Below are 17,859 nucleotides of genomic sequence, written 5' to 3'. Positions count from 1 at the left end.
AAAAAGTTAGGTATTTTAAAAAAATTATTGATAGTTTGACGCGATCGCCCGTTGCTAAGGTGGCTCTGTTGTGATGATAAAGCCTTCACCATTGCGGAGCTGGAGTCCCTCTAAGTCAGTCGTTTTCGTGATCGTTAGAGCCGGAGTGGCGATCGCCAGATGCCATTGCGATAAATCGAGACAGAGCCATGACCCAAGGGTCACTGTCATCGGTGCACCAGCCATGTGTACAGCGATGGCGACTTGCTGTTGTGTCTCGGGATTGGTCCGAATGCCGTAGAAGACTGTTCGTTTATCGTCGGACATATGGTGAAAATGATCGCCCTGCCCAAAGTAAAGATTTTCCCGTAACCAAGGATGAGCTTTGCGATATTGCCGCACTTGAAAGTTAAAGTTGCAGCGATCGCCTGGCACGCTATCGACAAAATGGTGCACCCGTGAGATTTCGTGACCATCTTCCACAAATGCTGAGGCAATCAGTTTCAGTTGGGGAACATCGAGATCGCTCAGGCGCGGATAATTCAGAGACAGTTCTGCCCGACAAAATTCTGCAATTTTTTCGAGGTCATAATCTAATGTGGCGATCGCCTTTTCTATTGTTTTTAGGAGACGGCGAGCTTGTTTGAGCGTACTAAAACCAAACTCTTTTAAATGACGGAATGCCCATGGCTTTTCATAGAGTTCCGGCGTCACTTGCCAATATAGAAAACCAATTTCTTCCGCTGCGACTTTCACGCCATAAAGATCATCTGTATTGCGGAAAAATCCCCAGGGCACATGCATCAAAGCATTGAGGAAATCCATTGGTATTCCCGGGCTAAAACCATGCATCCATAGTTGCGTCGCGGGATTATCGTAACCATTGCGTAAAATCTCTGGCAGTGTTTCCCCCAAAAACTCATTAATGCGGGTTGCCCTCGTATCGATTTGATTGCCTTTGCGCACGGTGTCATGGTTCGCATAGCCAGCGATCCAGCGATCGCCCTCCCACATTGTCCGGGAAACATCCTCCCATTTTTGTACCCAAAAGCCCTGTAACGTTGGCGTATTGTGCTCAAAAATGAGTGGCCCCCACTGGAAACAATCAGATTGTTGCTCGATTAAATGACGATAAGTCGCATTCTCTTCCCAGCCTTCCTCTGGCCATGGTCGTCCATCTTCATAAATCGCCAAAATTTTACGGTTGGTATTGCCAATGGTCTGTTCCACTCTTCCCATTGCTAGGAGAAAATCTGTGTCGTAGTCGAGATTGCCAGATTCATCGTCGATCTGAAAATCTTGTCCGCCATCCACACGAATACCATCTGCGCCGAGATTGAGTTTGCGTCGTTCCAACTCCAGTAAAATTGCCCGTACCATTGGATGCTGTTGGTTTGTATCCTGACCATACATATTGTCGCCACGAAAAAATAGCGGCGGAATCAGTAGCTGCCCTTGATTGTGGATATGACCATAAACAAGGTCAAAAATAATTTGGATTGGCCCCTGGGAAAAATTGTGGAGAGTGGCAATAAAATCCACAATTTCTGCTGGGCGTAAACTACTCAAATGGGAAGGACTAACCGCTGCCGCTCCGAGAATTGGGTCATCGTAACCCCAATTTTTGACATCAGGTTTTTGCAATTTAATTTGCACGGATTGATCTGATGCTTCAGTTATCTGCCAAAAGCGCTGATTGGTAACATCGCTGTCCGGTAAGTATTCGATGGTGGGTTCAATGGGCAATAACTCGATCGCATCAAAACCCACATAATTTTTTTCCGCAGGGGTGAGGGTTTGTTTCTGCGCTAATTTCTGAGACAGATTTTGGTAAATGCGGGTTAAGCCTTCAAATGTTCCTTCTTTGGATGCTGTGCCGACATGAATCTGCAAAATGTGAGTAGGTGGCTTGACTGTGGGATGTTGCTGAAAATACTCAAGATCACGGCGATCACCCTGCAATTGTTCCATGTCGTAGAGTTCTGCTGGCGCGAAAATCCCATAGGGTAATGAGTATGCCAAAATATCCCGCACAATAGTTTCAGGCTGTTCCGAATTGTCTGGCCGGAGCCAATAAAATGAGCCAGCAGTTTGGCGATCGCCTGCTTTTAGCCCAGCCACAACACCCCACACAAATTCCCCTTGACGTGGCAGAAGAAGGCGATCGCGGCGACAAGAAATGTCTTGATTAGATGATCGAAAATCGATGGGATTGAGCGGCGTAAATACTTCTAGATAAAAGTTTTTCTCTTGCGCTTCCGGTACCCAAAAGCCAAACTCTGTCAGCCCATCAGTGCGATAATGTGCTCCTAATTTACGGACAAGTTGTTGCGCAGCAGAAAATGACTCATTGTTATTGCTCTCAATGGTCTTAGCCCAAGCTAAAAGGCCTTGGGTCTGATCTTCGATTAGTTGAATTTGAGATGCAGTAGTCACACGATCATTGGGGGAAACGACAATAGAGGAGGCTCTATCAGAAACTAGGGGCGATCGCCAACGCTAAACAGCATTTCTACGAATCGCCCCATTCTTCAAGATATCTCTCGCTACGTTGTTTTTTCGTCACCCGCGGGGGGGATTGCTTCGAGTATCAAACCCTGACTATCTTTTAATTCAAATACTCGTAAAGCTTCTGCCGTACTCTCAATTTCTAAACCTGGAGTGGTGATCGCCACGCGCCATTGACTGAGATCCAGTTGTAGCCAATCTGCGAGGGTAACTGTTGTGGGTTCGCCTCCCATATGTACCACCATGGCAATTTGTTCTGGAATTTTGTCTGATTCGGGCTCCACAAATTCTGTTCGTAAGCCATAAAAGACCGTGATGCCAAATGCACTAATACGGTTAAAGCGATCGCGCTCCTGTAGATTGTCTCGTAACCAAGGATGGTCTCGACGATATTGCCGCAGTAGTAGATTAAAACTGCTCTGCTGAGAATCAACTTGGTCTTCGTAATGAGAGACACGACAAGTTTCGTGACCATCCTCCATAAACGCCAACGCAATCGTTTTGAGCTTTGGCACAGTAAGATGATCCAGGAATTTTTGATGCTCTGTATCGCCAATCTCTTCTAGTGGCTCCACTGGGCAAGCTCCGTCTTCTTCCCCGATACATTGTTGGCAAATCTCCGCCGTTTTACTCAGGTCATAGTCGGTAATCACTAAGGCTTCATTGAGTGCTTTCATAAAGCGTTTTAGGTCATCCAGCTCATTAAATCCCAACTCTTTAAGCTGTTTAAATGACCAAGGCTCTGCATAGAGTGCTGGCGTGATTTGCCAATCGAGAAATCCTACTTCCTCTGCTGCAACCTTTACGCCGTATAGCTCATCGGTATTGCGGAAAAATCCCCAAGGTGCCCGCACCAGAGCATTAATAAAGTCCATCGGCAAGCCAGGCATAAAGCAATGAACCCACATGGTCGTTGCTGGATTGTCATAGGCATTGCGAATGACTTCTGCGTGAGTCTCACCAAGGAACCAGTTAATGTCACTCGTCTCGATATCAATTTGGTTGCCTCGGCGCACAGTGTCATGGTTTGCACAGCCCGTAATCCAACGATCACCTTTAAACATCACCTCGGTAATACGATTCCATTTATAATCCCAAAACCCTTTTAGAGTCGGGGTATTGTGAGCAAAAATCAGTGGCCCCCACTGATAAGATTCGGGACGCAGCTCAATCAAATCACGGTAGGTCGAAGACATCTCCCAGCCTTCATCCGGCCATGGTCGCCCATCTTCAAAAATCGTGAACAGTAACCGCTGGCGATCGCCGATTTCTTGGATCACATCACTCATCCCTAGCAGATAAGCATCATCCTGTTCGACTCGTCCGGATAGAGGATTAAAGAAACGAAAATCCTGACCCCCATCAATGCGAATGCCGTCGGCACCGCTATTAATCCGGCGCCGCTGTAACTCTAATAAGATCGCTCGCACCTGAGGAAACTGATGATTGAGGTCTTGCCCATACATATTCGGGCCTTTCAAATATTGCTTACTAATCAGTTCGAGTGCTTGATTATCCGCATGACCATACACAAGGTCATAGATAACTTGCATCGGCCCACCCGAAAAATTGTGGAGTGTTGCAATAAAATCAATCAGTTCATCCGGTCGCAACGACTCCATAATCGTGGGATTGATCGCTGCGGAGCCAGTAATGGGAACATCGTAGCCCCAGTTCTGGGTTTTGGCCTTTCGTAACGTAATGTCGACTTCTAAACCCGACTCTAACTGACCAGCTTCAATGACCTCATTAGATTCGATCGCAAAAAATTGGTGGTGATGATTATCCCCCTCAAGGCGATATTCAATGGTTGGTTCAATGGGCAACAGTTGCACTGCATCGTAATTGACATAATTCTGCTCTGCAGGTGTCAACTCTTCTCCCGCCGCTAACTTATCGGAAATGCGCTGATACACTCTTGTTAATCCAGCAAATGTTCCTTCTGGCGATGCCGTCTTAATATGCAATTGCAAGATATTCAGAGGAGATGGTACACGAGGCAACTCTTCATCTGGTTTCTCAAGGATGGGCCGCTCAAATGCTGGCACTTTGGTGTCAATAACTTGTGAGTGGTCTCGAAAATACCCTAAATCTGATCTTTCCCGTTGCACCTTCTCCATGTCGTAGAGTTCTGCTGGCGCAAACACACCATAGGGCATGGAATAAGCGAGGGGGTCGACAATGGTTGAGACTTGATCTTGAAGGTGATTGTAATACCTTAACCAATAGAGCGAACCCATCTGAGTTCTTGTGCCAGCCTGCATCCCAGATATAACGCCCCAGAAAAATTCTCCCTGCTGTGGTAACTCGACACAATCTCGACGGAACTTAACCTTCTGTTCCGATGCCTGAAAATCAATCGGCTCCAGTGGTGTAAACACTTCAAGAAAGACATCACGGTTAGTTTGGATCACTTCCCCCGCAATTTCGGGTGTCCAGAATCCCACTTCCGTCAAACCATCTTGGCGATAATGAGCTCCTAAGCGCATTGCTAGCCGCTGATCCTGTTGAAAATAGCTTTCCTCTGAGTCGGCGATCGCCGCGGTCCATTCCAATAACGCTTGAGTTTCAGTTTCCTCTAGTTTCATACGAGCTGGCATAAATTCTCTTCGGCAAAATCAACAAGAACGATTCAACACCCAGTAATATTTCCGCTCCAACCCACTACGCAGGTGAAAGTTGTCGAACATCTATCGATAGACGTAGGCCAATAGTAGGAATGGTAAAAAATACTACTTTTAAGTTGAACTATTTCGAGCGATTCTAACATAGTGAATTCATAAACATTGAGCTTCGAAATAATCCGAAAAGTAGTTTTCTTTGCAATACATTTTCTCCCAAAAAAAGAAAAAAAGGTGATGCGATTTAAACTTTTCGCAAGCCTGTAATCTTTTCTTGGTAATGCTTATATGCTTTTTATTAGCTTGTGAGAATCACTCTTGAAAATATTTTTAATAATAAATTAAGCTTTTGAGCGCAGTTATAAAACAAGTTTAAAAAAATATCCAAAAGTGAAATTGCGACCCTAGTTTTGAGCTTTTTGAAGCCATTGATTGTGTTTTACACAATCAAAAAAATGTGTTAGGGTTATTGCATGACAAAACAAAAAAACGTTATTTCACTGATGTTTAAATTGTCTTTTTAATAAAAAATGAGTATAAATCTCAGATTCTTAGTATTGTTTGCTCCCGATACTATTTTTGCAAAGAATAGTGTTTCATTTCATCCTACTTCTTGTGTTTTGATGTGAGTTTTCAATGAGTTCTTCTATCATCTTAGTCGCAGTGTTCATCATCAGTTCGCTTTCGACATAGAAGTTTAGTGAAATATCGTCAGTTCTTTAGCCATTGCACCCATTGATGTTGTCAACTTCATAGAGTTGGCAGGAATTCTGTAGTTGTCTATGGTTGTGATCGCATCTGTTAGACCTATCCCAGTAATTTCTGTTCGTTGAGTATCAGTGGATTTGCAGAGCTTCCCTGTAACTGAATGACAGTTTTTTTGTTGTGCTCAGAGCATTTGCTCCCTTGTCGCTGTGACTCGATTTGTGTCTGTATGACGCGCATCGAATCCCCGAGGTTGAGTGATGTGTGCAATATAGACCTTGGAGGTTTAACTCTAAATGACATCTTCTCTTGTAATTCTCTACCACCGTGAACCTTATGACGAGGTGCGTGAAAACGGTAAAACAGTTTATCGCGATAAAAAAAGCCCTAATGGCATCATGCCTACCCTGAAGAGTTTCTTTTCTGGTGCTGAACAGAGTACATGGGTTGCATGGAAGCAAATCTCCGCAAAACAGAAGGATTCATTTCAATCCAAGATGGTCTTCCCCGGACGGGAAAACTCGGTTGTTCATCGCATCCCTCTCTCCGCAGATCAGGTTAAGAATTTTTATCACGTAACATCTAAGGAAGCATTTTGGCCAATTTTGCACTCTTTCCCTTGGCAATTTGCCTATGAGTCCTCAGATTGGGAAAATTTCAAGCAAATTAATGAAATGTTTGCAGAGGCGGCCTGTGAGAATGCGGATGATGATGCATTATTTTGGGTGCATGATTACAATCTGTGGTTGACGCCTTATTTCATTCGTCAGCGCAAGCCTAATGCGAAGATTGCATTTTTCCATCACACGCCTTTCCCTAGCGTTGATATTTTCAATATATTGCCTTGGCGTGAGGCGATCGTTGAGAGTCTTCTTTGTTGTGACCTCTGTGGTTTCCACTTGCCTCGCTATGTACAAAACTTTGTGGCCGTGGCGAAGAGTCTCTGTCCTGTGGAGATTGTTGAGGAGCAGCCTGTTGACGCCAACTCCTTTACCTTATCTGGTACAGCTTTGGCGGAGCCAACAATGACGACGCAGATTCGTTATAACAATCAGTTAACAAAGTTGGATGCGTTTCCGGTTGGTACTAATCCTGCTCAAATTCGTAAGCAAGTTGAGCAAGATCATGTACAAAACCGAATTGCTGAAATTCGTGAGGAACTGGGTGGTAATAAATTAATTCTTTCGGCTGGTCGAGTCGACTATGTGAAAGGTACGAAAGAAATGTTGCTCTGTTATGAACGTTTGTTAGAGCGCCGTCCTGAGTTGCAAACCAAGGTGAATTTGGTGGTGGCTGCAGCTAAGGCAGCTTCTGGAATGCGGGTTTACAAGAATGCTCAGAGTGAAATTGAACGGTTGGTTGGCCGGATTAACGGTCGGTTTGCCAAGCTCAATTGGTCACCTATTCGTCTGTTTACTGGTGCTTTAACTTATGAAGAGCTACTGGCGCTTTTTGCTGTTGCTGATATTGCTTGGATCACGCCACTGCGAGATGGCCTAAATCTTGTGGCAAAAGAATATGTCATTGCCCATGGGACTGATAATGGCTCGCTTATTCTCTCGGAATTTGCAGGGTCTGCGGTGCAGTTGCCTGATGCGATTTTGACCAATCCCTATGCGACCAAGCGTATGGATGAGTCTATTGATACAGCGCTGGATATGACTCTTGAAGAGCAACAGCATCGTATGGCGGCGATGTCTAAGACAATCCAACAGTATGACGTGCAGCAGTGGGCGAATCATATGTTCCGTGAGGCTAAGGTCGCAGCGATGTTGGCGCAGAAGGATAAGGAGGCGACAAAGGCTGCCGCCAGACTAGAGGAAGATTTGGCGTTGTCCTAGGACTGTAGGGATAATTTCGGTTCAATTCATCTTTATTGTGAGTTTAATAATCTGAGGCGATCGCCAATTTCTTGCGCGTCTCGATTTTATTCCCTCTTGCCCTACATTTTTCTTTCCAACTTTTAAATACGAAGTCAACAATCAAGCGCTTTTTTAGATACGACTATAGAGGGTAGGCATGTAGACAAGATGCTCCCACTGCTGAAATCAAATTCTGGAATTCATGCGAGATTTTAAAACGATACAAAGTACAAACTATGACCTAATTATTATTGGCGGTGGCATTAACGGTGTTGGTATTGCACGCGATGCGGCGCTGCGTGGTCTGAAGACTATTTTGCTCGAAAAAGGAGACTTTGCTAGAGGTTCGACCTGTTGCTCCACCCGCTTAATCCACGGCGGTTTACGCTATCTTGAATATCTGGAATTTCCGCTAGTGCGAGAATCGCTTCAAGAACGGGAAGTTTTACTACGCACTGCTCCCCATCTGGTTCACCCTTTGCAAATGACAATTCCTTTGTATAAAGGAGCAGCACGGGGATATTGGTTAGTGCAAGCCGGAATGATTCTCTACGATCTGCTGAGTTTGGATAAGACTGTTCCTGCTCACCGAATGCTTGGTGCAAAAAAGTTTAGTCAATTATTTCGGACAGTGCGATCGCAGGATATCGTTGGTGCTGCGCAATATTATGACGGACAGGCTGAGTATGCTGAGCGGTTGTGTTTAGAGAATGTTCTCGATGCTCAAACTGCTGGGGCAACAATGCTCAATTATGCAGCAGTAACAGAACTGCAAATGGGCGATCGCTCGTCAGAGATTACGTCCATTACCTGCAAAGATCAATTGTCCGATGAGACATTTACGATTGATGCGAGTGCGAGTGTGATTGTAAATACATCGGGCCCTTGGGTAGATGAGATTTGCCGCCTCGGTAAGGGCGATGGTGGGGAGAAACCCCTGAGCCGTGAGCGTAAAATGGGTGGTACAAAAGGCAGTCATATCGTTGTTGAGCCTTTTCCTGGTGCGCCGGGTTCCGCTCTTTATGTAGAAGCGGCGAGTGATAATCGTCCTTATTTTATTATTCCGTGGCTTGGTAAATACCTCATTGGCACGACAGACATCAAATACGATGGCAGTTTGGATGAGATTAAAGCGAGTAATGCCGAAGTTGATTATTTATTGGCAGAGACTAACCGTGTTCTACCATCAGCTCAGCTGACCCGCGAGGATGTGACTTTCACCTATTCTGGTGTGCGACCTCTTCCCTATGTAGGCGATCGCAACCCGAGTAGCATTACTCGAAGTCATGTCGTATTTGACCACACTCCTGAAGGAGTAAAGAATCTAGTCTCTTTGATTGGTGGTAAGTTAACGACCTACCGTCAAGTTGGCGAAGAAATGGTGAATGTCGTTTATAAGAAGCTGAAGCGGACAGCTCCTCAGTGTTCTACCCGAAAGCGCCCTCTTCCTGGGGCGATCGCCGCAGACTCGGCCCAGATTGAAACCTTAATTCAGCGATATCAAGGGAAGGTAGAACGTCACTCAGTGCAGCATCTCTGCCGTATTTATGGTGCCCAGGCCATAAATGTCCTCGCATTGGTGGATAAAGCTCCCGATCTTAGCGAACCTATTGTTGCGAGTCTCCCAGATATTAAAGCCCAGGTGGTATATGCCATTGAGGCGGAACTGGCTTTCACCATTGAAGATATTTGCCGCCGTCGAACAACCCTAACGATGTTGGCAAATTATGGTTACGATGCTCTACCGGTAATTGTGGATACGCTGCAACGGCATTGCGGTTTTGACCAGGCAAAATGCGATCGCCAAGTAGCTGATTACCGTGCTTTTATCCGACGCAATTGTCTGCCGGACTTCTGTATAGAAGCCGAGCCTAGCACAACCTTTGATGTGCAGAATGTGACCCCGCCCAAAGTTTATTCCTAAAAAACTCAAGAATTCATGGTTTAGCCATTGAAGTTAGTTATGACCTAGCGATTTTCCCAAACCGCTTTTCTTCCCATTCCCATTTTTTTAATAAATCACATTACTCAAGTTGTTACTACATAAAAATGTCAATTCTTACTCCCACGGTTACGACTCAGAAAACATTCATTACAAATCCTGCTATCCCAAAAAAACGCCCCAAAGAGGTGAATACCAATCGCAAGACTATTACAGTTCTGGGTGCCGGTGCTTGGGGCTCAGCTCTGTCAACTCTCGCTTCCATTAATGACCATGACCTTAGGAATTGGTCGCGTCGAGGTGAACTTGAACTCGATGAGGCGATCGCCGATGCAGATGTGATTGTGTCCGCTATTTCGATGAAGGGCGTATCGGATGTGGCAGTAAAGCTCAAAGCCTTGTCGATCTCCGAAGATACGATCATTGTGACTGCGACCAAAGGCTTAGAACCCAAAACAACCCGTACTCCCTCGCAAATCTGGCAAGAAACTTTCCCTAATAACCCGATTGTTGTACTCTCTGGCCCCAACCTTTCTAAGGAAATCGAGGCTGGTTTACCCGCTGCAACAGTCGTCGCTAGTAAGGATGAAGCGGCGGCGATCGCCATTCAAGAATTATTTTCTTCTAACTGTTTTCGGGTTTACACCAATAATGATCCCGTCGGTACAGAGCTTGGCGGTACTTTGAAAAACGTGATTGCCATTGGCGTCGGTATTTGCGAAGGGCTAAATCTTGGAACAAATGCAAAATCAGCCCTCATCACCCGTGCTCTGCCTGAAATCATTCGAATTGGTACGCATTTTGGTGGCCAACCAGAGACTTTTCTCGGTCTAGCAGGTTTAGGCGATATGCTTGCAACATGTATGAGTCCCCTTAGCCGCAATCACCGTGTTGGCCATGGTTTGGCGCAAGGAAAAGAACTGAAGCAAATTCTTGAAGAGCTTGGCAGTACTGCGGAAGGTGTGAATACAACCTATGTTTTAATTGACCTTGCTAATCGCGAAGGTATTCCGATTTCAATTTCGCGCCAAATTTTCCGTGTATTGAAAGGTCGGATTACACCAATGGAAGCTGTGACGACTTTGATGGAACGAGAGCTAAAGGCTGAATCTTGTGATCTTCTCGATCATACAGATGAAGAAGGATAAATTCTTCCGTTGACGCTAGTGATGGCAATTTAATCTGAGTGTTAAATTACGGTCGAGCAAACAGGATAAATAACCATGAAAAAAGCGCTCTAGAGATTAAATTCCTAGGGCGCTTTTTAAGGTTAGAAAAGCAATATTATTGACAGACTCTATGTTAGATAGAGTTTCGTTGGGCTAGCCATATGGGAAACGTGATGTTCCATGGGAGGCGATCGCCTTAAAGGAAACTCTGAACGTTTTTGCAAGTCTCGAAGAAGAAACGCACATTATCTTCTGGAGTACCAACGAGTACACCGTGGCCGAGGTTAAGAATGTGACCTTGGTCGCCAACCTTTTTCACTGTATCGATAATGCGACTCTTAATGAACTCTTGGGAGCCGAAGAGCACGCCAGGGTCGATATTACCCTGAAGAATAATGTCGCTGCCGAGACGCTTTTTCGCATCAAGCATGTCTACAGACCAGTCAACGCTGATGATATCAACGCCTGTTTTGCCCATGCGTTCCAGCACACCAGCACTACCGCTAATGTAGAGAATCAAAGGAAAATCAGGATACTTTTCTTTTACCTGATCAATCACACGCTTCTGATAAGGCAACGCAAAAATGTCGTAGTCCTGGGGGCTAAGCTGTCCTGCCCAAGAATCAAACATTTGGATAACCTGTGCGCCACACTCGATCTGGTAGCAAACATACTTGGCGATCGCATCAGCAATATTTCCAAGGAAACTGTGGAGAATCGCAGGCTCAGAGAACGCCATATTCTTGATCACAGCATAATTCTTAGAGCTCTTACCCTCAATTGCATAAGCCGCCAAGGTCCAAGGCGCACCAACAAAACCGAGCACAGTACCCTCATCCTTCACTTCGTCACGGAGGGTATTGAGAATTGTCTTAATGAAGGGAAGACATTCTTCAGGGTGGAAAGGTGTCATTGCATCTACCTGTTCCTTTGTCCGGATGGGATCCGTAATTTGGGGACCTTTGCTTTCGACAATGTCAAAATCAATGCCCATGCCGGGTAACGGAGTCAAAATGTCAGAGAACATAATCACGCCGTCTGGCTTGAAAGCATGCCAAGGTTGCAGGGAAATCTCAATCGCGAGATCCGGATTTTCAGAGCGATCACGGAAGCTCGGATACTTTTCACGGAGATCACGATAAATTTTCATGTAACGCCCTGCTTGGCGCATCATCCATACCGGAGTACGTTCTACTTTCTCCCCTCGTGCAGCCCTCAATAGCAGAGGTGTATTATTGCTTTCCGACATGATTTATTAAAATAATTTTTGTGCATTTGTAAGCTTATCATCTCGGTTTGTAAAATAAACTTGAGTGATGAAAGTATGCGGTTAACAATTATTAAGAAGTGTTGTGAACGATCCCTTCTCTCGTAATATTCAGTTCAAATCTTCCGGTTTAGGTTGTTTTTTTACCTTTCTCCTGATAGCGGCTTTGTTGACTTCAGTTGGTCTAGGCTGGATTGTCAATGGCTTTATTGTGCTGATTTTGTTGATTCCAGTGACGATTGTCCTCGGTATTTTAGGCTTTCAGTGGTGGCTAAAGCGCAATATTATTGAGGATGATTGTCCTGTTTGTAGCCACACGTTTAGTGGTTTGAATAATTCGATTGCCCGCTGTCCTAGCTGTGGTGAAGTTGTACAGGTTGTCGATAAAGCTTTCCAAAGACAAACGCCAACTGGAACTGTCGATGTGTCTGTAGTTGATGCGGTTGAGGTCGACGCTGACACTGTCGATGCGAAAGTTGTCGAAGTGCAGGTATTGGAACCGGGCGAGGATTGATCCTTGGGGTTGGCGATCGCCGTCTTTTTCTTTAGCGAGATTCTAAATCTAGTCAAGATATAACGTAATTCTTGAGAATTGATATCGATCGGGCGATCGCTTTTTAGAATGAGTAATTAGAACTGCTATCTATTCGGCCACTTATCTTTTCTGTTATGCAAGCACTAGTTCAAAGTCCCGTTGAAATTTGGCAAGGTTTTCGAGCTTTATCTGATCCGCTGCGCATTCGAATCGTGGAGTTATTGCAATCTAAAGAACTCTGTGTCTGTGAATTGTGTGAAGCACTGGATACCAGTCAATCGAAGCTATCATTTCATTTGAAAAATCTCAAAGATGCCAATCTTGTGATTGCCCGTCAACAGGGGCGTTGGATGTATTACCGTCTCAATGTTCAACAGTTTGCAACCCTAGAATCTTATCTCTCAGACTATAAAAATAGTCAATTTACACCTGCTGAGCCCTGTTGTTAGAGCACTGCAATAAAAGGGCGATCGCCCTTTTATTGCGAGTAACTCAGATTAAGGAATTAGTTAAGAAAAAAACAAGGCTCAAGATTGTAAAAATGTTCAGGCCAAATGGATTTGATCTAGCAATATTCATCAATAGAGACTAGCTGCTCAGAATCAGAATCCCACAGAATAAATTTAGCGCAGTGCAAAATATCTTTGATTTGAACGGTCTTCATATTGCCAAGAAGATGAGCATTTTTCTGATGGCAAGCTTTCAAATTATAGTTGGGGATTCTTTCGGAAAGGTGGTGAATACTATGGTATCCAATATCTGCAGTAAACCAATTGAGTATCACCGGCATTTTCAAATAACTACTTCCTTCTACTGCACCGCATAAATAATCCCAACCCTCTGTGTTATGAGCATAAGTGTCTTCAAAATTATGCTGAATAAAAAAGATACAAATTAAAGCTGCTGCAGAGAACATCAAAACCATTGAATAGACACTTAAGAAGAAAGATGTACCAAGAAAATGGCAAAGAATGATCCAACTAGAAACGACACAAATATTGTTCAAAAGTACATCCCAAAATTCGGCAGCAGAACCCCACTGTTTTGGCTGATGTGAATCGACTACACTTGAGAATGTTGCCGAAGAATTTGCTTGTATGCAAGCCAACCAATGACGAATAAAATCATAGGAACCTGCGACAAGAATAATCTTTGGTTTAAAAGCCAAATAGAAAAAACCACCAGGTAAAACCATCCAAGGATGTCTGGTTCGTCTATAAACTTTTTGGCCAAATGAACTTAGAGCCTTATATTCGTCCGTCGACAAAAAATCTCCAATACCTCGATATTGCTCCCAATCTCCATTTGTTTTGTGATGATAAGCATGATCCCTCGACCACCAATATTGAGGCATGGCATTGAGAACACCCAGCACAAAGCCAACTATTCTATTGGCGCGTTTAGAGGTAAAGAGAGAGTTGTGTCCACAATCATGCATTAAAGAGAAGCCGCGTAACGATAGCAACACAAGTAATAAGATAATTGGCGGTAAAAATAAGATAGAAATTTTGGATAACTGAAAAGCTAAAAACCAGAGAAAGATATAAGGAACTAAGGTATTTAGAACCTGATATGTTGCCTTTAGGTTATGGCTTCTCATATAAGGTTGTAGTATGAAATCTGATTTTTTTATTGTGTTATCCATTCAAAAAATGTTCTGCTTATTCTTTTAATAAATAAGAGTTTTAAGGGTTGAGCAAGTTGTAAGATCAATATTTGGAACGAGAATATCTAAGGAACAAGGGATACCGAGGGATGACCTATTTGAATTTTGCTCGAAGCGTCCCATTGTAACGGAATTACAGGGACACTATTTTGAGCTTGTGCAGAAAAGTCCAAAATATTGCCCATAGTTATTAGATGAAAAGATTTTTAGTGGAGATTAATTGATACCAGGATTGATGCAGCTCAACGTAATTTCGTTATTTCAGCGCTTATTTTTATTGGGAAATAAGAGACCCTAGTTCTCTGCTGCGTAAGCGCTGTATATCTTTTGATGAGGAAAGTGAGAGGCGATCGCCACAGCGGTTATTTTATGTGGGTTAAATTCTGGAGCGGCTTTAACAATGGTTGTGGGTGTTTTAATTGCAGCACCAGTCATATTGATGTTGGTGGAATTTTGTAAGCGTACTGCAGCTTGATTCTCACGCCAACCTGAAAAAGCAACTTTGCTAGACTCTCGTTGTATGAGTTCCTGTAAATAATTTTTTTAACTATCTGTCGAACCTATGAAAAAAGTGATGTTTGTCTGCCGTCGAAACTCTTGCCGTTCCCAGATGGCGGAAGGTTTTGCAAAGACATTAGGTGCAGGCAAAATTGAAGTGGTCTCGTCTGGGTTAGAGGCGAGTCGAGTGCATCCTACGGCAATTCAAGTGATGTCAGATATTGGAATCGACCTCACTTCCCAGACGTCTGATGCCCTTGGCGACTTTAATGCTGAGGATTTCAATGTGGTGATTTCGATGTGTGGCTGTGGTGTAAGTCTGCCGGAAGCATGGCTAACTCGCGATGTATTTGAAGATTGGGATTTAGAAGATCCAGATGGCAAACCTTTAGAGACATTTCACAAAGTACGCGATCAAATTCGAGAGAAAGTCGCTGCATTAATTTCTGAAGCTCAATCTTGAATACTTATCTAGTGAACTTAATTATTGCTTGGTGATCTGATAGACCTGCCTCATAGGACAGGCGATCGCCATGAATAACCTTTTTTTTCAATTGTTAGCTCTAGCAACAAAAGATGCTAAGTCGTGTAGAACAGTAACACCTATAATTTTTGGGTAATATATGTGTTTTCTCGATAGATGTGGCTGTTTACCTTAACCCATGTATAAAAAATGAAATTTGTTCAGTGGATTCTTGTTGTACTCGGTGTGCTCATCGGGCTGATTCTTGTCATCGGCGGTAATGTTATCGGTTTTGCACTCACTATTATTTCAATAGTCTTAGTGCTTCCCCCTCTACAACCGAAAATTGAAGAGCGTCTATCCTTCCTGAAATCTAAATTCCTCAAAATATTTTTGTGCATTATTTTGTGGTTTGCAGCCATTCTCGTTGCAGAAGATACCTCCGTTAGTTTGTCTGGTGTGGCAGCTTGCTCTACTCCCACTAATGGTGTTTGTGAGCAGCATGAGATTGCGTTTTTAGAGCAGTCTCAAGAGATTTCTGTTAGCGCCACTTTCCTACAAAGTGACACCGCTGAAAAAATGAGGATTACCCTCGACTATTGGCCTGAACCTAATGAAGAATCAGAAGTCTTTAATGAGGTTTTTGATGTATCGCAGGGTGAAGAGTCATTGCTATTTACGCTAAAAGATCTGGAGTTACAACCGGGTAATTATCGGATTACGCTAATTCCAGAAGAGATTGGTAATAAGACAGCTTTGAAGTCTGACCGTAAGTTTTCTGTGTGGACAGATCCTGAGGATGTTACAAATCGGAATGGCGACGAGATTGATAATGCGGGTCTACATAATAGTGTCTCTGAAGTCAAGGTCTGTGAGGGTACTGATGATGTGGAAGATTATTGTGAGGAACATGCGGCTGAACTTTCTACTGGGATTGGATTCCTGAGTTTTTCGGCAGAGATTCCAAGTTTTCAGGCGAATGTCGCTCGTACCCGTGGTGATTCTGAGATTACGTTTATTCTCCGTTACCTGGGAGATGATGAAGGAGAGCTCCCCGAGCCTGAATTTGTCTTCCGAGAGACAGCAGAGCTGGATCGGGAAGTTGGCACATATACGCTCATTATTGAAGCGCCCGATGGTGGGTTTGCGCCCGGTGACTTTGAATTAGTGACGTCTTTAGAGACACGCTCTTCAAAGCCGATTCGTAAATTATTCACATTGAAAGATATGTAGGGCTAATTTACTGAAATCAACTGGAGCAAAATGAAGGCGATCGCCACAATAATTTAGCGATCGCCTCTCTTTTTTAGCTGATATTTTATTCATTCATGTTGCGGTAGGTGGCAACCGCTGATGGTGAAATACGATTGAGATAACGGAAAATCCAATATTTGAGAACCGTGTCGAGGATGACCGGAAAGGTTGCAATAAAGAGGAAATTAAAATCACGACTTTCGGCAATACCGAAATGTTTGGCGACGCTTTCTAGGACAATTTCCCAACCGTGAGGCGAGTGGTATCCCACAAAAATATCGGTAAACAGAATAATTAGAAAAGCCTTTGCTGAATCACTCAAACCGTATATGACTTCATCGAGAAAGCTTTTGAGGACGGCAATTTCTCTCTGGCTAAATATCAGTACGACAACGAACGCAAAAAATGAACAGATATCCGCAAAAATATTTTCGTAGGCATTAAAACTGCGATCTCGATATTGAACGGCAATCTCCCCTGCCTTTTCTTTGATTTTTTCCTTCATCTGCGTTTCGTCTAAGGTTGGCGCTAAACCCACAAAAGAACGCATTTCAAGGCTGGCACGATAATGTTCTAATTCTTCAAAGGCATCATCTTCAAGGTCAGTATTGGCGAAGAGAGCAGGACTGGCCTCTGTAAAAAAATGCTCTTCGACGAAAGGGGTAATCGCAATTTTTGAGAGTTGATGCACTAGCAACGGAATGATGACCAACATCAATAAGAACTTGATGGAAACTGCCGTTTTATTGCGCGATCGCCGAAACTTTTTAACAACATCTTCTTCTGCTTCTTGGGATTTCGGATCGATTTCTTGTTGAATTCGACCAAAAGTGCGCACAATTGAACGCGGCACTAACCCCGTTTTATCCATGGCAGTATCAGCTTTTTGGCGTTCGTTTGCTAGCGCCTCTGCACCTCCCTCAGACATTGTCGCCATCGACTGTTGATCAACATTAATCAAGGCAACAGATTGTTTTGATAGAGGACGACCATATCGCTCTGTCACTTCATCGATAAATCGCAGCTTTTCGATCACGATGGCTGGTTTATCCGTGACCTCGGGATAATAAATATTGCTGGATTTTTTATTAATTGTCTCTTCTGAAACTGCGATCACCGTTTTAAATGACCGAAATTCCCGAAGGCGCACCTGAGCGAGCTTCAATTGTTTGCGGACTTCACTCTGGAAATAGTTAATGACACTATCGCTATACTCGGCATTTCGACTCGAAACGACTTTGCCCTGAAAATGCTCATCTTCGATTGCCTTGATGGTGAGGACAGCGCGATATGCTTGGTCTAAAGCACGGTCTGGGGTGTCGTAAAACCAACTTCGGGCTTTTTTGACGAAGGTATTAAATTTCATAGGATACCATCAGAAAAACCTAGG

The 17,859-nt window shown here is 43.8% G+C and carries 12 protein-coding genes and 1 pseudogene; 8 read left to right on the top strand and 5 right to left on the bottom strand.

Annotated elements, in window-relative coordinates; genetic code table 11:
• Positions 1–54 precede the first annotated feature (54 nt).
• Positions 55–2,415: a glucosylglycerol hydrolase gene (gene gghA, locus LEPTO7376_RS04015; protein ID WP_015132970.1), complete on the bottom strand. Its 2,361-nt coding sequence runs from the start codon at positions 2,413–2,415 to the stop codon at positions 55–57.
• Positions 2,416–2,525: 110 nt separating this feature from the next.
• On the bottom strand, positions 2,526–5,087 hold the full coding sequence (gene gghA, locus LEPTO7376_RS04010) for a glucosylglycerol hydrolase (RefSeq protein WP_015132969.1): 2,562 nt from the start codon (positions 5,085–5,087) through the stop codon (positions 2,526–2,528).
• Positions 5,088–6,109: 1,022 nt separating this feature from the next.
• On the opposite strand from gghA (LEPTO7376_RS04010), the gene ggpS reads away from it, so the two are divergent.
• From ggpS to LEPTO7376_RS03995, 3 genes are all read left to right on the top strand, one after another.
• Positions 6,110–7,654: a glucosylglycerol-phosphate synthase gene (gene ggpS / locus LEPTO7376_RS04005; RefSeq protein WP_015132968.1), complete on the top strand. Its 1,545-nt coding sequence runs from the start codon at positions 6,110–6,112 to the stop codon at positions 7,652–7,654.
• A gap of 223 nt (positions 7,655–7,877) precedes the next feature.
• Positions 7,878–9,599, top strand: a complete 1,722-nt coding sequence (gene glpD, locus LEPTO7376_RS04000; RefSeq protein ID WP_015132967.1) for a glycerol-3-phosphate dehydrogenase — start codon at positions 7,878–7,880, stop codon at positions 9,597–9,599.
• Positions 9,600–9,724: 125 nt separating this feature from the next.
• A complete protein-coding gene (locus LEPTO7376_RS03995; RefSeq protein WP_015132966.1) occupies positions 9,725–10,765 on the top strand; it encodes an NAD(P)H-dependent glycerol-3-phosphate dehydrogenase in 1,041 nt (346 codons plus the stop codon).
• A 217-nt stretch (positions 10,766–10,982) separates the two neighbouring features.
• Here LEPTO7376_RS03995 and hemE read toward each other — a convergent pair whose 3' ends face one another.
• Positions 10,983–12,035, bottom strand: a complete 1,053-nt coding sequence (hemE, locus tag LEPTO7376_RS03990; RefSeq protein ID WP_015132965.1) for a uroporphyrinogen decarboxylase — start codon at positions 12,033–12,035, stop codon at positions 10,983–10,985.
• A gap of 103 nt (positions 12,036–12,138) precedes the next feature.
• Between hemE and LEPTO7376_RS03985 the strand changes: the two genes are divergently transcribed.
• The gene (locus LEPTO7376_RS03985) at positions 12,139–12,567 is read left to right on the top strand and encodes a hypothetical protein (RefSeq protein ID WP_015132964.1); all 429 of its coding nucleotides are present in this window, start codon (positions 12,139–12,141) and stop codon (positions 12,565–12,567) included.
• A gap of 155 nt (positions 12,568–12,722) precedes the next feature.
• Complete coding sequence (locus LEPTO7376_RS03980; protein WP_015132963.1) at positions 12,723–13,037, top strand: helix-turn-helix transcriptional regulator; 315 nt, start codon at positions 12,723–12,725, stop codon at positions 13,035–13,037.
• A gap of 116 nt (positions 13,038–13,153) precedes the next feature.
• Here the strand turns inward: LEPTO7376_RS03980 and LEPTO7376_RS03975 are convergent, their stop codons facing one another.
• Positions 13,154–14,233, bottom strand: coding sequence for a fatty acid desaturase (locus tag LEPTO7376_RS03975; protein ID WP_015132962.1), 1,080 nt, complete (start codon positions 14,231–14,233; stop codon positions 13,154–13,156).
• A gap of 367 nt (positions 14,234–14,600) precedes the next feature.
• Between LEPTO7376_RS03975 and LEPTO7376_RS26185 the strand changes: the two are divergent.
• The 3 genes and pseudogenes from LEPTO7376_RS26185 to LEPTO7376_RS03965 form a co-directional block, all read left to right on the top strand.
• Positions 14,601–14,792, top strand: a pseudogene (locus tag LEPTO7376_RS26185) (arsenical-resistance protein); the annotation flags it as partial.
• Positions 14,793–14,816: 24 nt separating this feature from the next.
• Positions 14,817–15,215 carry an arsenate reductase, glutathione/glutaredoxin type gene (gene arsC / locus LEPTO7376_RS03970; RefSeq protein ID WP_015132961.1) on the top strand — a complete coding sequence of 133 codons (399 nt, stop codon included), beginning with the start codon at positions 14,817–14,819 and terminating at the stop codon, positions 15,213–15,215.
• 210 nt (positions 15,216–15,425) lie between these two features.
• The gene (locus tag LEPTO7376_RS03965) at positions 15,426–16,448 is read left to right on the top strand and encodes a hypothetical protein (RefSeq protein ID WP_015132960.1); all 1,023 of its coding nucleotides are present in this window, start codon (positions 15,426–15,428) and stop codon (positions 16,446–16,448) included.
• An 85-nt stretch (positions 16,449–16,533) separates the two neighbouring features.
• On the opposite strand, the gene LEPTO7376_RS03960 is transcribed toward LEPTO7376_RS03965, so the two are convergent.
• Positions 16,534–17,835 carry a proton extrusion protein PcxA gene (locus LEPTO7376_RS03960; protein WP_015132959.1) on the bottom strand — a complete coding sequence of 434 codons (1,302 nt, stop codon included), beginning with the start codon at positions 17,833–17,835 and terminating at the stop codon, positions 16,534–16,536.
• Between the last annotated feature and the right edge of the window lie 24 nt (positions 17,836–17,859).

Source organism: [Leptolyngbya] sp. PCC 7376, assembly GCF_000316605.1.
In the GTDB taxonomy this organism is placed as follows: Bacteria; Cyanobacteriota; Cyanobacteriia; order Cyanobacteriales; family MRBY01; genus MRBY01.
The sequence above is the reverse complement of the archived record's forward strand: the minus strand, read 5'-3'. Positions and strand labels throughout refer to the sequence as shown.

Excerpts from the sequence above, each read along its gene's own strand:
- gghA (WP_015132969.1), bottom strand. The coding sequence starts at position 5,087 with ATGCCAGCTCGTATGAAACTAGAGGAAACTGAAACTCAAGCGTTATTG.
- ggpS (WP_015132968.1), top strand. The coding sequence starts at position 6,110 with ATGACATCTTCTCTTGTAATTCTCTACCACCGTGAACCTTATGACGAG.
- glpD (WP_015132967.1), top strand. The coding sequence starts at position 7,878 with ATGCGAGATTTTAAAACGATACAAAGTACAAACTATGACCTAATTATT.
- LEPTO7376_RS03995 (WP_015132966.1), top strand. The coding sequence starts at position 9,725 with ATGTCAATTCTTACTCCCACGGTTACGACTCAGAAAACATTCATTACA.
- hemE (WP_015132965.1), bottom strand. The coding sequence starts at position 12,035 with ATGTCGGAAAGCAATAATACACCTCTGCTATTGAGGGCTGCACGAGGG.
- LEPTO7376_RS03980 (WP_015132963.1), top strand. The coding sequence starts at position 12,723 with ATGCAAGCACTAGTTCAAAGTCCCGTTGAAATTTGGCAAGGTTTTCGA.
- LEPTO7376_RS03975 (WP_015132962.1), bottom strand. The coding sequence starts at position 14,233 with ATGGATAACACAATAAAAAAATCAGATTTCATACTACAACCTTATATG.
- arsC (WP_015132961.1), top strand. The coding sequence starts at position 14,817 with ATGAAAAAAGTGATGTTTGTCTGCCGTCGAAACTCTTGCCGTTCCCAG.
- LEPTO7376_RS03965 (WP_015132960.1), top strand. The coding sequence starts at position 15,426 with ATGAAATTTGTTCAGTGGATTCTTGTTGTACTCGGTGTGCTCATCGGG.
- LEPTO7376_RS03960 (WP_015132959.1), bottom strand. The coding sequence starts at position 17,835 with ATGAAATTTAATACCTTCGTCAAAAAAGCCCGAAGTTGGTTTTACGAC.